Origin of the sequence: Hungatella sp. SB206 (genome assembly GCF_051132295.1) — a bacterium.
Classification (GTDB): Bacteria; Bacillota; Clostridia; order Lachnospirales; family Lachnospiraceae; genus Hungatella; species Hungatella effluvii.
In genome coordinates, this window is sequence record NZ_CP096603.1 from 5,220,948 (window position 1) to 5,235,842 (window position 14,895).

Genomic DNA, 14,895 nt, shown 5'->3' on the forward strand with positions numbered 1-14,895 from the left:
CGCCCTTATCCGGCCTGAATCCCCGTTTCTCCCGGATACAGAACCGTCCGGTCCTCCGCGCTGTTTAACGTTACAATCCACAGGGCGCCATCGCTTTCATTCAGCCAGATCTCGCCATTTCCCACGGCTACTCCCCTATAGTTCCACCAGATAGAATCCTCATCCATAAACTGACTGAGGCGCTCCTTAAAGTCTTCCGTGAAAATCTCATCGTAATACGTTAAAAATGCCTCCGGACTCTCTACCGTCACTTCCTGGTCCGGCAGAATCACTTTCCTCGGAAATGCGATCATCCGGGAGGCTTCCGCCTTCTCTCCCGCCTTTACATGGCCTACAAATTTCTTTAGAAAGGCCCTCGCGTCCTTTTCCCGAATCCCGGTTATCTCATACATCTTGTCCTCACCGGCTCCGCTCTCCGGACTGGCGGAGTCCGTTTTTGCGCCGGTTCCGGCTTCCGCCGTTTTATCGGCCCCTTCCCCCTTGACGGGTGATGTCCGGTTTTTTATAAAATCCATGATCGTGCTGATATTCTCGTTGGCGTGTGCCTCATCGACCGCTTCGGACAGTTCGGTGTCAATCACAAATTTCGTTCCGTCGCCCATAAAGATTCGCGTAGTGGGAAATGGAACCGCCGCCTGCGGACCCGCTCCCGTTATATACGAAAGAATAGCGATTACATCTTCATTTCCATTACCGTCAATATCACGAAAGGATACCATATCCACCGATTCGAAGGTCCACGGTACACAGCCCTCATCCCATGCCTGAGGAAATTCATATAATATCTCATCATTTTTCGTCAAATAGAACGCGGCATCATCATGAACACGACCGGCAGGCGGCGCATAGGAAACGAAACGGACATCTCCCCAGTTCTTCCAGGTGACATCAAAGCTCTGTCCGGCAATAATCCGGCTGCCATCCAGCGTATGTTCTCCGCCCTCTTCCGCTTCTCCACCGGCAGCAGCGGCCTCAGACGCAGAGACCGTCAACGGCTCCGTGGTCTGCGTTTCCTCTGCGGCCGACTGCTCCGCTGCAGTGATATCTGCCGTTTGGCCATGGGAGCAGGCCGACAGAACCACTGCCGACACTGCACCTGCCATAATCACGTATTTTATCTTATTTTTTCGTTTCATCCTTATCAAAATTCCCTTCCAGTCCTGCATCCTGTCATTCGATCCCCCGCCAAAACGGGCTTTCTTTTATCCCATGTAGTATAACACAGCCAAACCATGTCAGCAATCCTGTTGTGAAATTTCCCCTGTCTCCGTACCGGAACGCGTTACAGTTCACGGCCCCTTTGTCCGTCCTGCCGTCCGGTCTGCGGTTGCCTCAGCAGTGAAACTTTCTCAGCACAAAAACAGCGGAGGCCAGCACGCCTCCGCCATTTCACACGTTTCATTTTACGCAATATATAAAATCTCCGCATCGCCCAGCGTTCTCTTTATCTCCTCCCGCAGGAATTTCTCCGCATCAGCCCTCACCTCCGGACGGTAGCAGTACTTTCCCCGGCCGCGTCCCGTCATGAGTTCCTTGTCGTAGAGCTCCGGCGCAGCCGGAAATGCCTCTCCGTTGATCGCCCGATGCACAAAGCTGTATGTCATCAGGATAACCTCCAGAAACATCTCCTGCTTCATTTTGGGCGAGAGGCGGTCTCTCAGCGTCTCAAGCAGCGTCCGGTACTCCTCTTTCCAGCCTTCCATGATGATGACCGGGGCGATCAGCAGGCCACAGGGATAACCGGCGTCACACATCCGGTTTACCGCGTCGATCCGCTGCATCAGAGATGATGTCCCCAGCTCGATTCTGCTGATGATGGGCTGCGGATTCACACTCATGCGGAAAATCACCTTTCCCCTGTGATCCAGGTTCAGCAGCGGGTCCACCATGTGAAATTTCGTCGGAAATGTAATATGGCCGCGTCCTCTTTCAGCAAACTGTGTGATCGTCCACTCCAGATTCCCCGTAATGGTATTTTCCAGCACAAGGTCGCTGTTGCTGCCGATCTCGAAGGTTTTCTCAGTATCGCTGATGAAGGACACCTTGATCAGCCGGTCCATCATCTGCTCCCGGTTGACAAAAAGCCGCAGATACGAGCACTTATTGTAATTGCAGACCAGGTAGCAGTACAGGCACATGGCGCTGCATCCGGAAGAGGTATAGGGAACCAGATAGTCGGATACCTTATGGTTCTCCACATACTTATGCGTCTTCCTGATTCCAATAATCAGGTTCCGCTTCATCCGCCCAAATTCCTTATTGGACTTCTCCTGCATCTCGGGAATTCGGTTGTGGCTTTCTATGGGAATCCACGGCAGTTCTTTAAACTGTTCCTTTAACTCCTTTCCCAACTGGTAATTCAAGATCTCCGGCTCATAATAAACTTCATTAAAATGCTGCATACCGTCTCCGTTTCCTCCGGCTCACTTCCCACCAGAACGTTTTCTAACAGTATGCAGCAATGGCAAAAAATTATTCTTTTTTTATGGCATCCGGCCTCTATCTGCTCTTATAAAGATCGGCCGTATAATTCTCCATCGGATTCCAGTTTTTGAATTCAAAGTCATCGGCGGACACATCGGCGCCCTTCGCCTTAGCGGCATCGATGGCTCTCAGCCACTCTTCCTGTGTCTTGTCGGAAAGTGTCTTTAACTCCGTCTTATAATCGATGTTCTGCGCCAGAATACCCTGGGCGATTTCCCCGAGTCCCGGAGTGATCGCGGAAACTTCTGCATAAACGTCAGCTGTGGCCGGATTTCCCACGATCGGATCTGGTGCCAGCGCCGCTTCCTCGTTGTTTAAATTGTAATACTGAAGCATAACGTCGTCAGTCATATGAGCCTTGTTGGCCGCGTCGATTACCGATACAAATCCACCGTCTTCCACGAGGCCCGCCTGATAATCCTCAGAATAGAGCGCGGTTAAATACTTGGCCGCCACATCCGGATGCTTGCAATTTGCGGAAATTCCCATCCACGGCTGCGCTCCGATATAAGGAAGCTTGCCCTTCATTCCATCGTCCGGTGCCGGAAGCGCCATGACACCGAAATCCAGATCCGGGTTATCCTTGCGCCATGTGGAGATACACCATGCGCCCTGAATGATAAACGCCGCCTGATTCTGTGCAAACAGTGCGCGGGCCTCCGGTGCTTTGATGGAAACGGTATCCGGATGGAAGCATCCCTCTTTCACCAGTGTATCATAGAAATCAAAGGCACTCTGCATTGCCTCGGAATTCAGCGTATTCTGCCCATCCACCAGAATCATCTGGGAAATGTCGCTGCACTTGCCGCCATCTAAGCTGGCCAGGGAGCGAAGCGCCAGCTCCAGACGGTTCGCCTGTGCGCCGCTGTCGATGATTCCAAAATACTTGCCCTTTCCAGCGTCGCTTATCTTCTTGCACACGTCGATAAACTCGCTGCGAGTCTTCGGGAGCTGGCTCTCATCGATGCCTGCCTCTTTTAACACATTCTTATTGTAAAATACAAGGGTATTGATGATATTTGCCGATTCCGGAAGCACATACGTCTTGCCGTCAATGGTCGTTATTCCTTCATTCAGAGCGCCATCCGCGAACGTATTCAGGAAATCATCGGATACGTAATCGTTCATTGGCATAAACCAGTTTTCCTTCAGGGCCGCGCTCAGCTTCATGCCAGAGGGAAGCGGGAATAAATCAGGTGCGTTCCCCGCCTTGATGGCGGAAATAACGGTCTCCTTGAACTGATCCGCAGTCAGAACCGTGTACTCGATCGTGACGTTGGGGTTCTCCTCCATAAATTTCTTGTGGAAAGCCTCCCTGCGCTCTTTCGTACTGTCACTCCAGTCGATGATCTTTAATGTCACCTTTTCGTCTGTCGGCGTATCCACGGCTTCAGACTCTTCCTTTGCCTCTGTCACGGCTGCCGTCGTATTCGCGTCATCCTTTGTCTGCACCTTGACTCCGCAGGCGCTTAAGGATCCGGCCATAAGCACCGCCAGCACCGCCGCAAGGGCTCTCTTCACTTTTCTCATAAATATATCCTCCTTTATTTGATTTTCTTAACTCTTTACAGCTCCGGCGATACCATCTACAAAATACTTCTGCAGTGCGATGAACACGCAGATAACCGGTACGATTGCAATGCTGGCGCCGGCAGCGATGCCGGTCCAGTCAACGACATTTTCGCCTCGTAAGGCGTAGAGTCCCACAGCGAGCGTACGCAGGGACGGATTGTTAAGCGTAATGATAAGTGGCAGTAAAAAGGAGTTCCATGTCCAGATAAACTGCATGATCACCACGGTTACCATGATGGGTTTGGCCAGCGGAAACATGACGCTTCCATAGGTTTGAACGAAATTTGCGCCGTCAATGGTGGCCGCCTCTTCCATCTCATTCGGTATTGAGGCGTAGAAGCTGGAAAACAGCATCAGGAAGATGACGTGGCCGCCGCCCGACTCCGCCAGGATCAGCCCCACCAGGCTCTGGGAAAGGCCGATATTTTTTAACAGCTCGTAGATCGGGATCACGGTAAATACCAGGGGGATGGTGATGCTGGCCATGAATATCTTCATGATTAAGCCCTTTCCCACAAAGGAGTAACGGCCCATGACGTATCCGGCCAGGGAGGTGCTTAAAAGTACGATCACCACAACCGATACCGTTACGATGATGGAGTTTTTAAAGTATATGCCGAAATTCGCGTTATTCCATGCGCGGATAAAATTGTCCAGGTTTAAGGACTGGGGAATCAGATTCAACCCGCTGGCGAAAAATTCATTCTGCGTCTTGAAGGAAGCCGAAATCATCCAGAGAAATGGGTAGACCCACAGAAATGAAGCCACCGCCAGGACTGCGTAGAGGACCATCTTCCCCACCTTGTTTAAAATCGATGTTTTTTCCATATGCCCCTCCTATATCGCGTTTTTCTTCTGAAACGCCGTCTTCACCACATTGCCCACCGTTCCGATCACCACGACAATAATTCCAAAGGTCATGGCTGCGGCACTGGCGTAACCCAGCCGGGGCATTCCGCTGCTGCTGGCATAGGCCGTCCGGTATACGAAGGTAGCCGCCACATCAGTGGAGTAAAACGGTCCGCCATTGGTCATGGTCTGAATCAGGTCGAATACCTTTAAGGAGCTGATGATACAGAGTACGGTAATCACGCCGCCGATCGGAATGATCAGGGGAAATACCACATGGAGAAATGTCTGCCACTTGTTCGCACCGTCGATGGTCGCCGCCTCATATACGTCCTGGGATACGCTCTGCAGCGCCGCCAGCCAGTAGATCATAAAGGTTCCGGAATCCTTCCAGACACCGATGAGCACTACCACAATCAGCGCCGTATTGGCATTGCCCAGCCAGTTTAATCCCCTCACTCCGAAGAGAGACAGAAACTGGTTAATGGAGCCGGTTCCGCCGAAGATGAACATCATAATAATTCCCACAATGGAAGCCGTTGTAATGACTGGCAGGAAGAACACAGTTCTGAAAAATGTGGCGCCCTTCTTTAATATACTGTTAAAGATATAGGCCAGGGCCAGAGAAATCACCAGCTGCAGCGGAACGGCCATGAGCATGTACTTGAAGCTGTTAGCCACCGCATTAAAAAAGTATTTGTCCTGTAACAGCTCTTTAAAGTTGTCCAGTCCGATGAACAGGGCGCTTGATGTCATTCCCGACCAGTCCAGAGTCGAATAAAAAATACTGGAGAGTATCGGATACCCCTGAAACAATATGTATAGTATCAGTGTGGGAATCATAAAAATCCAGCACCACATGTTTATGCGCCTTCTCTGCTTCTTTCTGCGGTCCACTGTTCTGGCCGGCGAAGCGGCTGAAAACTGTCCTTTCATGGAAAGCCCTCTCTTTCTTCCTTTAATTATATTTTATAATTAATTTGGCATTGCTTTTGTTGGTTACAATATAACACTTTTCCGCATGTCGTGCAATATAAAATCAAAAAATAAAGTGTTTTTGTTTATTATATCACTTTTCAAGAAATATTATTGTGCATTTTACACATATATTTTTATTCTTTCTTTTTGATATAATAGTTATAAAATATAATTAATTAACCAGATACATTACAGGAGGATTTCCATGACGATCAACATTTTATATTCCTCACATTCCGGTTCGCCTGTCGCCTTTGCAGCACAGGAGCTGTCCCGGTGCCTGGCGGAAATAGTTGCGGATTCAATAATTATACTTAATAATCAGAATTGCAGACCGGCTGACGTCACGCTGCGGCTCGAATCGCTGGGAAACCCGAAAAACAGCGAGGACGCTTACTCCATTGACGTCAACTCATCCGGAGGAATCATCTCGGGAAGCAATGACCGCAGTGTCCTTCTCGGCGTCTACAAATACTTATGGCTCCTTGGCTGCCGTTTTCCCGCTCCCGGTCAGAAGCATGAATACATACCTTCCTTATATAAGAAAGAACAGCTCTCCGCCTGCTGCCGGAAGAAAGCCGCGCTGCGCCACCGGGGTGTCTGTATCGAGGGAGCCAACTCACTGGAGAATATTCTGGACTTCATCGACTGGCTGCCGAAAATGGGATACAACAGCTTCTTTCTACAGTTTCAGCTTCCCTATACCTTTATGGCCCGCTGGTATCACCACGAGATGAACCCGCTCTTAAAACCGGAGGAATTTACGAGAGAGACTGCCGCCTCCTTCACGGAAAAGATCGAGGAGGCGCTTCAAACGCGTGGTCTTCTGCTCCATCAGGCGGGCCACGGCTGGACCGGAGATGTGCTCGGCTTCCCCTGTGCAGACTGGAAAGCCATTACCGAACCGCTGCTGCCGGAGACCAGCTCCCTCGCCGCCTGCGTGAATGGAAAGCGGGAATTATTTCACGGAGTGCCCATGAACACAAACCTCTGCTACTCCAATGAAACCGTTATCGAAAGGTTTTCCGACCGGGTTGCGGAATACTGTGTACAGCATCCAGCCGTTTCCTGCCTCCACGTGTGGCTGGCGGATGAATTTAACAATATCTGTGAATGTGAGGCCTGCCGTGCCCAGCTTCCCACAGACCAGTATATACGGCTGCTGAACCGGATCGACGAGAAGCTGACCAGTCTGCACCTCGACACAAAAATCGTCTTTCTGCTCTATCAGGAGCTTCTGTGGCCGCCAGCAGAGGAAGCCTTCCGCAATCCGGACCGTTTTCTCCTGATGTTTGCCCCTATCAGCCGCACCTTCGAGCAATCCTACCAGCTGAGGGACAGCTACGGTCCCATTCCGGCCTATGAGCGGAACCGGATCACCCTTCCAGTGGGACTCGATGAGAATATGGTGTTCTTGAGATCGTGGCAGAACTATTTCCACGGGGAAAGCTTCGTATACGATTATCCGCTGGGCCGGGCACACTACGGTGATTTCGGCTATATCCACATCGCCGAAATCATCGGTCAGGACATCCGGAAACTGAAACAGATGGGCATGGACGGTTATATCAGCTGCCAGGAGCTTCGGGAATGTCTCCCTAACGCATTTCCAGGCTACGTCATGGGCCGTATGCTCTTTGATGAGGATGTGACGTTTGAAGAGCTGAAGGAAGAGTACTTCAGCGCCGCCTACGGGCCGGGCTGGGAACGGGTTCTTTCCTATTTAACAAAACTGTCTTCCCTGTGCAGCTGCGACTACTTCAACGGAAAAGAAAACCGAAAGGATCCGAAAGAGGCGGCAGCCATGAGGGAATTGATCAAATACGTGGATTGTAGTCTCGTGTCCGGGACAGACAGTGCAAAGGGCCGCACGGCCGTGCAAAATTTATTTTGGAAATATCTTGACTACCACCGAGAATATAGTTTACGATTAGGGAAAGCGCTGATGAAGCTGGCCGAGGGAAACGAATCGGAGGCACAGGAATGCTGGCGGCAGTTCCAGAATATGGTCTGCGAACGGGAAACGGAATTCCAGGATTGCCTCGATGTTTACCGTGTCACCGAAGTTTCCACCAAATACACCGGTTTCCGGCTGGAAGAACCGCTCGTCAGCACACTTTAGAGCTTGTTTGAAACTAGTACAGCATTGCATAAGTTCTGGTGAATGCTGTACTAGCTTTCCACATGCTCTGGTAATATTATAACGATGGAAGAATGAGGTTGCTGCAGCCATGTATAAGGGAAAAAAGAAGAAAGCCTCCAACCGGAGCCGGATATTGGAGTGTATTTACCGGAACGCGCCCATTGCCCGAACCGATATCGCAGAAGAGACCGAAATCACACCCGCAACGGTAACCATGAACGTTACCACACTGATTTCGGAAGGATTTGTAAGGGAGCTGGGAGAAGCCTCCACGGACGAGGGCTCCTCGGGCCGCAAGCGGGTTCTGATCGATATCATACCCGACAGGGCTTACAGTATCGGTCTGGAGTTTACCCAGAAGGCCCTGGTCATCTGTATCACGGACTTAAAAGGCCGAATCCGTTTTCAGCACGCGGAACCGTTTAACGAGGAGCTGGCCAGCCGGATCACAGACGCCATTATCGATGGTGTCAAGGGCCTGGTCGCAGAGTCCGGTATTTCCTGGGACGAAATCGTTGGAATCGGAGCCGCGGTTCCGGGCCATATGAACGGGAGCGCCTCCAGTCTCGTGACCAACCGGAAGACATGGCAGAATTTCGACCCGAAACGGATTGAGAAGGAGCTTCCGCTTCCCATTGTCTATGAAAACAACGCACGCTGCATGGCTCTTGGCGAATATCTTTTTTCCCCGCAGGAGAGCCCTGACAGCTTCGCCTTTTTCCATGTGGGCATGGGAATGTTCTGCGCCAACGTCGTGGATGGTGAGATGTTCCTCGGCGAGAACTACGTGGCCGGCGAGATCGGTCATACCATCGTCAGCGAGGGCGGCCGCCGCTGTGAGTGCGGCAAATACGGCTGTCTCCAGACGTACGCCAGCGAAAACCACCTGATCCGCAACGCAAGACTGCTGTACAAAAACACGCCGAACACCATATTGAGAAGCCTCGTCCCCGACGATTCCCTGATCACCATCGAGACAATCACCACCGCCTATTCCATGGGTGATCCTGTAATCGGAATGTATATCGCGGAGGCGTTAAAATACCTTGGCATCACCATTTCCAATATCGCCATCATCACCAACCCTGGTAAGATTTTTCTGCATGGCCAACTCTTTGACAACCAGGACATTCAGAACGAACTGATGGATTACATCGAACGCCAGCTGATCTTCGTGGACCGCACCTACGCAGGGAACGTGGAAATCCTGCCGTATGCAGCCGTGGACGGGGCCGTGGGTGCCAGCGCGCTGGCCATTCTGCGGTTCTTCATCCGGCCGGCTATGGGGGAATAAATGTGGACCTTTCCCTTGCGTTTTATCTATAAGGAGGCGCCATGCTGATAAAATCTGAGCCCTGTCCCTGGTGTGGGCAGGAAATAGAGAGTCCTCATTTAACCCGCGGAACCTGCGAACACTGCAGCAAGCCGTACCGCCCGGTCATTTTGCTCTATAACCGGTACCGTACCCGGCGAAGCGAGGTTCCTCTGCTGCAGGCATATGCCTTTTATATCATCACGTTCCTGATGTTTTTGTACATTGCGGTCAGAAACAGTCTACGCAGATCCGGTATTGATTTTATTAGCATCGTATTTGTCGTCCTTTACGGAACGTTTTTCCTGTTTCGACGGCCGAAGGTCTATCTGGCTAAGGTCTCACTTAAGGAGGCCGAATCCGAAAAAGAGTACGGAGTATCAGAAAATGAAGCGAACCTGGGAAATGGAGAAGCGGAGAGCGTTGGGGCAGCTCAGAAGGGGACTTATATATTTCTGGAAGGCCGGGGCACCCCCTCCTTCTACCACAGCAGAATGAAGATACAGCTTCTAAACCAGAAGGACTTTTCTCCCTCTGACGTTCTGGAAGTCACTATTCATATGAGGGAAGACGTTACCGAGGTCTTTATTGAGACCGATGAGAACACACCGGAGTGCCTTAAGAATCCCGGCACCGAATTTCGGCTGTTTGCCGGGGATTACGAGACAAATGGAGTCACCATGCGGCCGTTGGACCAGAGGGCCGGTCTCTTTCAGGCAGAGTTTACTTTTACAAACGCAGATTTCACACCGGACAAACACGAGTATTACAGGGCCGTTATGATACTTCCCGAGGGAGATGTACCATTTCACCTGATCCCAATCGCCTCAGACATTCTGGAAAACATGATATCCGGAAAAATGGTTTATGAGGTCATGCTCTTCAGCCCTTCCATGAAAACAAGGGACCTTCCCATTCCGGCTTATTTTAACCTCTGCAGGAAGGATGGGACGTATCTTGGCGAAGGCACTGTAACGTATCACTTCGCAAACCGTCTTCTCTTCGAGGAGGCAGGGACGGGAGTAAATACGGATTATGAATCTCGGAACCGGTGGCTGTAGAATGACAGAGATTGAAAACAGAAGGCAGAAAGCCGGGAGTTTAAGATAACGTCTTAAACTCCCGGCTTTCTGTTTGATTTATGCGTTTTGCTTCTGCTCTCTCTGTTCTCACTGCAATATCACACCAGATGCTTATCCAGCGTAAATCCCCGCCCTCTCACCTCGCGCACGCCGTTGATAATGATAAATGCCTTCGGATCGATCTCCTGCACACAGTGGTTCAAGTGGCTCATTTCCCGGTTCGGGAGCACACAGAGAACTGCCTTCTGGTCCAGCTTCTCGAATCCAGTCTGGATTGGCAGGAAGGTGGACCCCCGGTCCAAATCCTTCTGGATAATCTCATTAATCCGTTCATACTCCCGGCTGATGATCAGCACCTGCACATCGCCCGCGCCGAATACCAGCACCTGGTTTAATACGATGGAGGTCAGCAGTACAGACATGATGCCGTAAAGAATCTCTTCCGTATTGGAAAATATCATCTGAGACAGCAAAATGAAAATGTCAAAGAAGTACATGGACACCGCCACCGGAATCCGGAACTTCTTGTTGAGAATCAGCGGAGGAATATCCATACCTCCGGTGGAACCGCCCAGACGCATGACGATCCCCAGGCCCAGTCCGGTCAGCATACCGCCGAACAGGGCCGCCAGTAGGCGGTCATTCGTCAGATGGCTGAATGCCTCGATCTTCAGAAACTGATTCAGAAACACGGGAAATACAAGTGTGCTGACAATAGTGGTCAGCGCAAACCGCTTTCCCAGAATGTAGAATCCCAGCAAAAACATGACCACATTGAGGGCTGCCACCGTCACCGATACGTCCAGATGTGCAAAATGCTGCACGCTTCTGGCAATTCCCGTGGCGCCTCCCACCAGGAAATGATTGGGCATGGAAAACGCCGAGAGCCCCAGCGCAAAAATCCCATTTCCCACCACAATTCCAAGTATCTTTCCTATTTTCTTACTCATTGTCAGCTCACTTCCCCTTTGTAATTATAGTCCGTTAATATGATCTGTCATTGGAAGCCGGTATTCCAGACTCATCCTTTATCCTTTATCCTTTATCCTTTAGAATTCCAGCTTCAGTCCGGTCTCATACTTGACGTCGTCGATAATCACGCGCACATCAAATGTGCCGTTTAGTCCTTCCTTGTCCACATTTAAGGTCACTTCCCTGTCGTCCTTTGGCAGGAAGGTACCGGAACACATGGCCAGGAATTTCTGTGCGCTGGTTGAGATGAAGTAACGGTGGATTTCCGCCGGATCATCCTCTTTTTCCAGCTGGAACATGACAAGCTGCCCCTTCTTAAACTTGGCCTTGAAAATGATGCGGTCGTCTTCTTCCGTGAGCACCGCCTCACAGGATTCCGGAAGCAGTTCTCCGGTGCTTTCTGCCGGAACCTCCGTATCAAATTCGCCCGTAACGCCCAGTTTTCCTACGACTCTTCCCTTTCCCAAATCGAGACTCTTTCCCTCCCGGTAAAGGCTCATCTTCTCGGCACGGTAATAATTGGATGGCAGATGCATTTCATACATCAGCTCTCCGTCCATGATCTCCACAGTAATGCTCTTTAATACGCATTCCGGATCCTCCAGATTCATATAAACCGGAAGTTCCTCGCATGTAACACCATGATTATACCCCATTCCGCCAGAATGTACCAGATAGTAACCATCACGGTAGTATTCTACATTGGAAATGTAGGAGGAGAAGAAATCATTTTTCCGTTCCTTTCCAAACTGCCATACCTGCTCGATCGTCATCTTCTCGGTATCGATATGGTAGCGGACTCCCCTGGAAAAATTGTCCCGGTTGAGTCTGTAATGTTCCTTATTTTTGGATCTCCAGTGGCCATTATCAAACATCATGATATCACCATCCGGAAGCATCATACAGGCGTGCTGCTCATACTGCCAGTCGAAATCGCCTTCGCCTGCCGGTGTAAAGAAATAACGGCTCACCATGTCTTCCGGCCACCCTTCAGGATCTCCGATGATCCAGTTGAGCGCTCCCGTCTCGAAGTCAATATTGATAACCGCGTCCTGGTGTCTGCCGGACAGCGTCAGAGAGTTGGTTCGTTTGTCATACCACACCGCATTGTTGTGGAACCAGTCGTGTTCGGACCAGCTTCCGGATTTCGCTGCTTCCTGCGGAAGTACTTTTTTGTAATCCCAGGACTTGATGATTTCCCCGCTTCCGCGGTCCACCAGCACGCACATATCTTCCGCTGTGGCGGCATTTTTCTCCTGAGTCAGAATCAGGAGATTTCCATCCTCCATCTCGAACTGGTCGTGGTGATATCCGCCGGGAATGCGGTACTCCGTGTATATTTTACCGACCAGGTCCATTTCGCAGACTCCCGCCGTGTAGTAAGGCATGTTCAAGAGCCGGTTGGAGCCTATAAGAATGCGGCCGTTTGCCGCGGGCTTCATATCGAAGATAAACGGCTCCACCAGATGCCAGCGGCAGTCGCCGCGGTAGTCGTAGCCGCCCGCCAGCGAGTCCCCCGCCGGTGTCACAAACATGAGCTGCCCATTCATGTAGTCACTCGTCGTATTGATGTAATCTGCCTGATACGGCATATTTTCAATTTTTTCTGTTGTCACAGTCACGTCATAAGCAGTTCCGTCTTCCAGCGTGACCACAACCGTATTGTCATACTCGGGATAAAGCCCCAGCACAGGGAGAATCTGTTCCTTTGCCTTCGGAAATGTGTGGGTGATATCGCCCGCAGCTTCCTTTCCCTTAACGGTCAGTGTTACCGCCTCTTCCTTCTCTGTATTGAATAAAAACAGGGCTGTCAGCGGATTGACAAAATAAGGATTTACCACCACATACGGATGCTCTGCGGTATAATTTCCTCCCTCGAGTTCTTTTATCATAGCCGTTTCCTGCTCGTACTGACGCTCCACTAAGTGGCTGATTCGCTCATAGCCGATTGTTTTTCGTTCCATAGTAATTCCCCTCCTGTTATTTTGTTAAAATTATAACACTGTCTTCACGGTCAAAAAAATATCAGTTGCTATGATTTTACTTTTTATTTGCCTGGTGCTGTGGTATAATAGGAACACTTAGTGAAGTTTTTCACGAACTAGTGCCGGGCGGCACTAGTAGTCCTTATGAAAGGTATCCCTTATGATGGAATCCAATATGAATTACATGAACGCCCTGCGCGGCCTTGGTACTCTGACCCATAAAAAAAAGCACGACTGTCTGTACAATCGTGCCCATATGGACAAATACGTATACTGCCTCGAAGAAGGACTCTGCGCCCTGCACAGCGTCTCTCCAGGCGGCAGAGAACGGATCCATCAGTATTTTCTTCCTGGTGATTTTGTCGGCTTTATACCGGCCTATGCCCGTACCTATCCCGACGATACCTTTTACGCATTTTCCATTACGGCCAAATCCGCCTGCACACTCTATCAGATCCCCTATTCTACCTTCCGGGAATTTGTAGAGGCGCATCCTGATTTCTACCGCTGGCTTTTTGAGACAGCGATCGCCCATTATGATAACGCGTTAAAGCATTGCTATGCGCTCCAGGATGGCGATAATTTCGTCAGCCTCTGCTGTGCCCTGACCGAACTGGCTATCTACGAGGACACGCATTACGTCATACATAAGGATTTTTCCTACAGCGAGCTGGCGGGCTACCTGGGAATCCATACGATCACGGTAACACGGCTCATGGGAAAGTTAAAGGACATGGGGATCGTGAGCAAACGAGGGCATCAGACGGTAATCCAGGACATGGAACAGCTGACGGCGATGGCACAGGCGCGGTGCTGAGACCGGCCGCTTTCCATCAAAGCGACCTGCCCAATTCGCGCGCCTCTTCCAGTGCGGGATTCCCCTTGATTTCCCCTTTCTCTCTCACTTCCCTTACCAGAACCATCCCCGCATTCTCCAATTTAAAGAAGTCAAGGATCAGCTGATACTGTACTTTTATCGCGTCAAAAACGGAGGGCAAAGCAGCACCTGCGACCAAAAGCAGTACCATCTTCTTGATTTTAAACTTATTTCTCATCGGTGTATGTAAGCGGTCAACGACCGCCTTCAGCTGCGCACTGATTCCGTAAAAATAGACCGGCGATGCGATTACCAGAATCTCTGCATCTGTCAATTTCTCGTAAATCAGCTGCATATCGTCTTCCTGAAAGCATTGATTCCCTTCCCTCGTAAAACACGAATTACAGCCAATACACGGATTGACCTTATAATCAGCCGCCGGAATAATCTCCACCTCATGGTGCTCCCCCGCACCGTCTGCAAATGCGCGCGCCAGCAGCTCCGTGTTGCCGCCCTTTCTTTTACTTCCTGTCAATATTACGATCTTACTCACTGCACATACTCCAATTCTATTTTATAATTGTTGATTCGATTGTAGCACGCAGAGAATCATTCAGCAACTCCTTTGAGAAATATCCGTCAGCTGTTCACAGTCATTCCTGCCCCTTAAAAAGCAGAATACGCCAAAAGAAAAGGGCGCG

At 50.4% G+C, this 14,895-nt stretch carries 12 protein-coding genes; 4 read left to right on the forward strand and 8 right to left on the reverse strand.

All coding sequences use genetic code 11. The features are described from left to right. Nucleotides 1-5: 5 nt before the first annotated feature. The 5 genes from M1L66_RS23280 to M1L66_RS23300 all read right to left on the reverse strand — a co-directional run bounded on the left by M1L66_RS23280 (nt 6) and on the right by M1L66_RS23300 (nt 5,841). Nucleotides 6-1,136: a hypothetical protein gene (locus M1L66_RS23280; protein ID WP_187024152.1), complete on the reverse strand. Its 1,131-nt coding sequence runs from the start codon at nt 1,134-1,136 to the stop codon at nt 6-8. A gap of 267 nt (nt 1,137-1,403) precedes the next feature. Then, complete coding sequence (locus M1L66_RS23285) at nt 1,404-2,402, reverse strand: radical SAM protein (protein ID WP_434688518.1); 999 nt, start codon at nt 2,400-2,402, stop codon at nt 1,404-1,406. Nucleotides 2,403-2,499: 97 nt separating this feature from the next. After that, nucleotides 2,500-4,014, reverse strand: a complete 1,515-nt coding sequence (locus M1L66_RS23290; RefSeq protein ID WP_434688520.1) for an ABC transporter substrate-binding protein — start codon at nt 4,012-4,014, stop codon at nt 2,500-2,502. 27 nt (nt 4,015-4,041) lie between these two features. Continuing rightward, on the reverse strand, nt 4,042-4,884 hold the full coding sequence (locus M1L66_RS23295; RefSeq protein WP_187024149.1) for a carbohydrate ABC transporter permease: 843 nt from the start codon (nt 4,882-4,884) through the stop codon (nt 4,042-4,044). Nucleotides 4,885-4,893: 9 nt separating this feature from the next. Then, complete coding sequence (locus tag M1L66_RS23300) at nt 4,894-5,841, reverse strand: carbohydrate ABC transporter permease (protein ID WP_187024148.1); 948 nt, start codon at nt 5,839-5,841, stop codon at nt 4,894-4,896. A gap of 247 nt (nt 5,842-6,088) precedes the next feature. Between M1L66_RS23300 and M1L66_RS23305 the strand changes: the two genes are divergently transcribed. From M1L66_RS23305 to M1L66_RS23315, 3 genes are all read left to right on the forward strand, one after another. Further along, the gene (locus M1L66_RS23305) at nt 6,089-8,005 is read left to right on the forward strand and encodes a DUF4838 domain-containing protein (RefSeq protein WP_434688523.1); all 1,917 of its coding nucleotides are present in this window, start codon (nt 6,089-6,091) and stop codon (nt 8,003-8,005) included. A 109-nt stretch (nt 8,006-8,114) separates the two neighbouring features. Beyond that, complete coding sequence (locus tag M1L66_RS23310; protein ID WP_187024146.1) at nt 8,115-9,320, forward strand: ROK family transcriptional regulator; 1,206 nt, start codon at nt 8,115-8,117, stop codon at nt 9,318-9,320. 41 nt (nt 9,321-9,361) lie between these two features. Beyond that, a complete protein-coding gene (locus tag M1L66_RS23315) occupies nt 9,362-10,399 on the forward strand; it encodes a hypothetical protein (protein WP_434688525.1) in 1,038 nt (345 codons plus the stop codon). 119 nt (nt 10,400-10,518) lie between these two features. Here the strand turns inward: M1L66_RS23315 and M1L66_RS23320 are convergent, their stop codons facing one another. Together M1L66_RS23320 and M1L66_RS23325 are read right to left on the reverse strand one after the other, a co-directional pair. Then, a complete protein-coding gene (locus M1L66_RS23320) occupies nt 10,519-11,370 on the reverse strand; it encodes a YitT family protein (RefSeq protein ID WP_002602798.1) in 852 nt (283 codons plus the stop codon). Nucleotides 11,371-11,469: 99 nt separating this feature from the next. Beyond that, nucleotides 11,470-13,356 carry an aryl-sulfate sulfotransferase gene (locus M1L66_RS23325; protein ID WP_434688528.1) on the reverse strand — a complete coding sequence of 629 codons (1,887 nt, stop codon included), beginning with the start codon at nt 13,354-13,356 and terminating at the stop codon, nt 11,470-11,472. A gap of 181 nt (nt 13,357-13,537) precedes the next feature. On the opposite strand from M1L66_RS23325, the gene M1L66_RS23330 reads away from it, so the two are divergent. Then, nucleotides 13,538-14,194, forward strand: coding sequence for a Crp/Fnr family transcriptional regulator (locus M1L66_RS23330; RefSeq protein WP_434688530.1), 657 nt, complete (start codon nt 13,538-13,540; stop codon nt 14,192-14,194). A gap of 16 nt (nt 14,195-14,210) precedes the next feature. Here the strand turns inward: M1L66_RS23330 and M1L66_RS23335 are convergent, their stop codons facing one another. Next, entirely contained in the window at nt 14,211-14,747 is a 537-nt protein-coding gene (locus M1L66_RS23335) for a flavodoxin family protein (RefSeq protein ID WP_117623676.1), read from the reverse strand. Nucleotides 14,748-14,895: the final 148 nt, after the last annotated feature.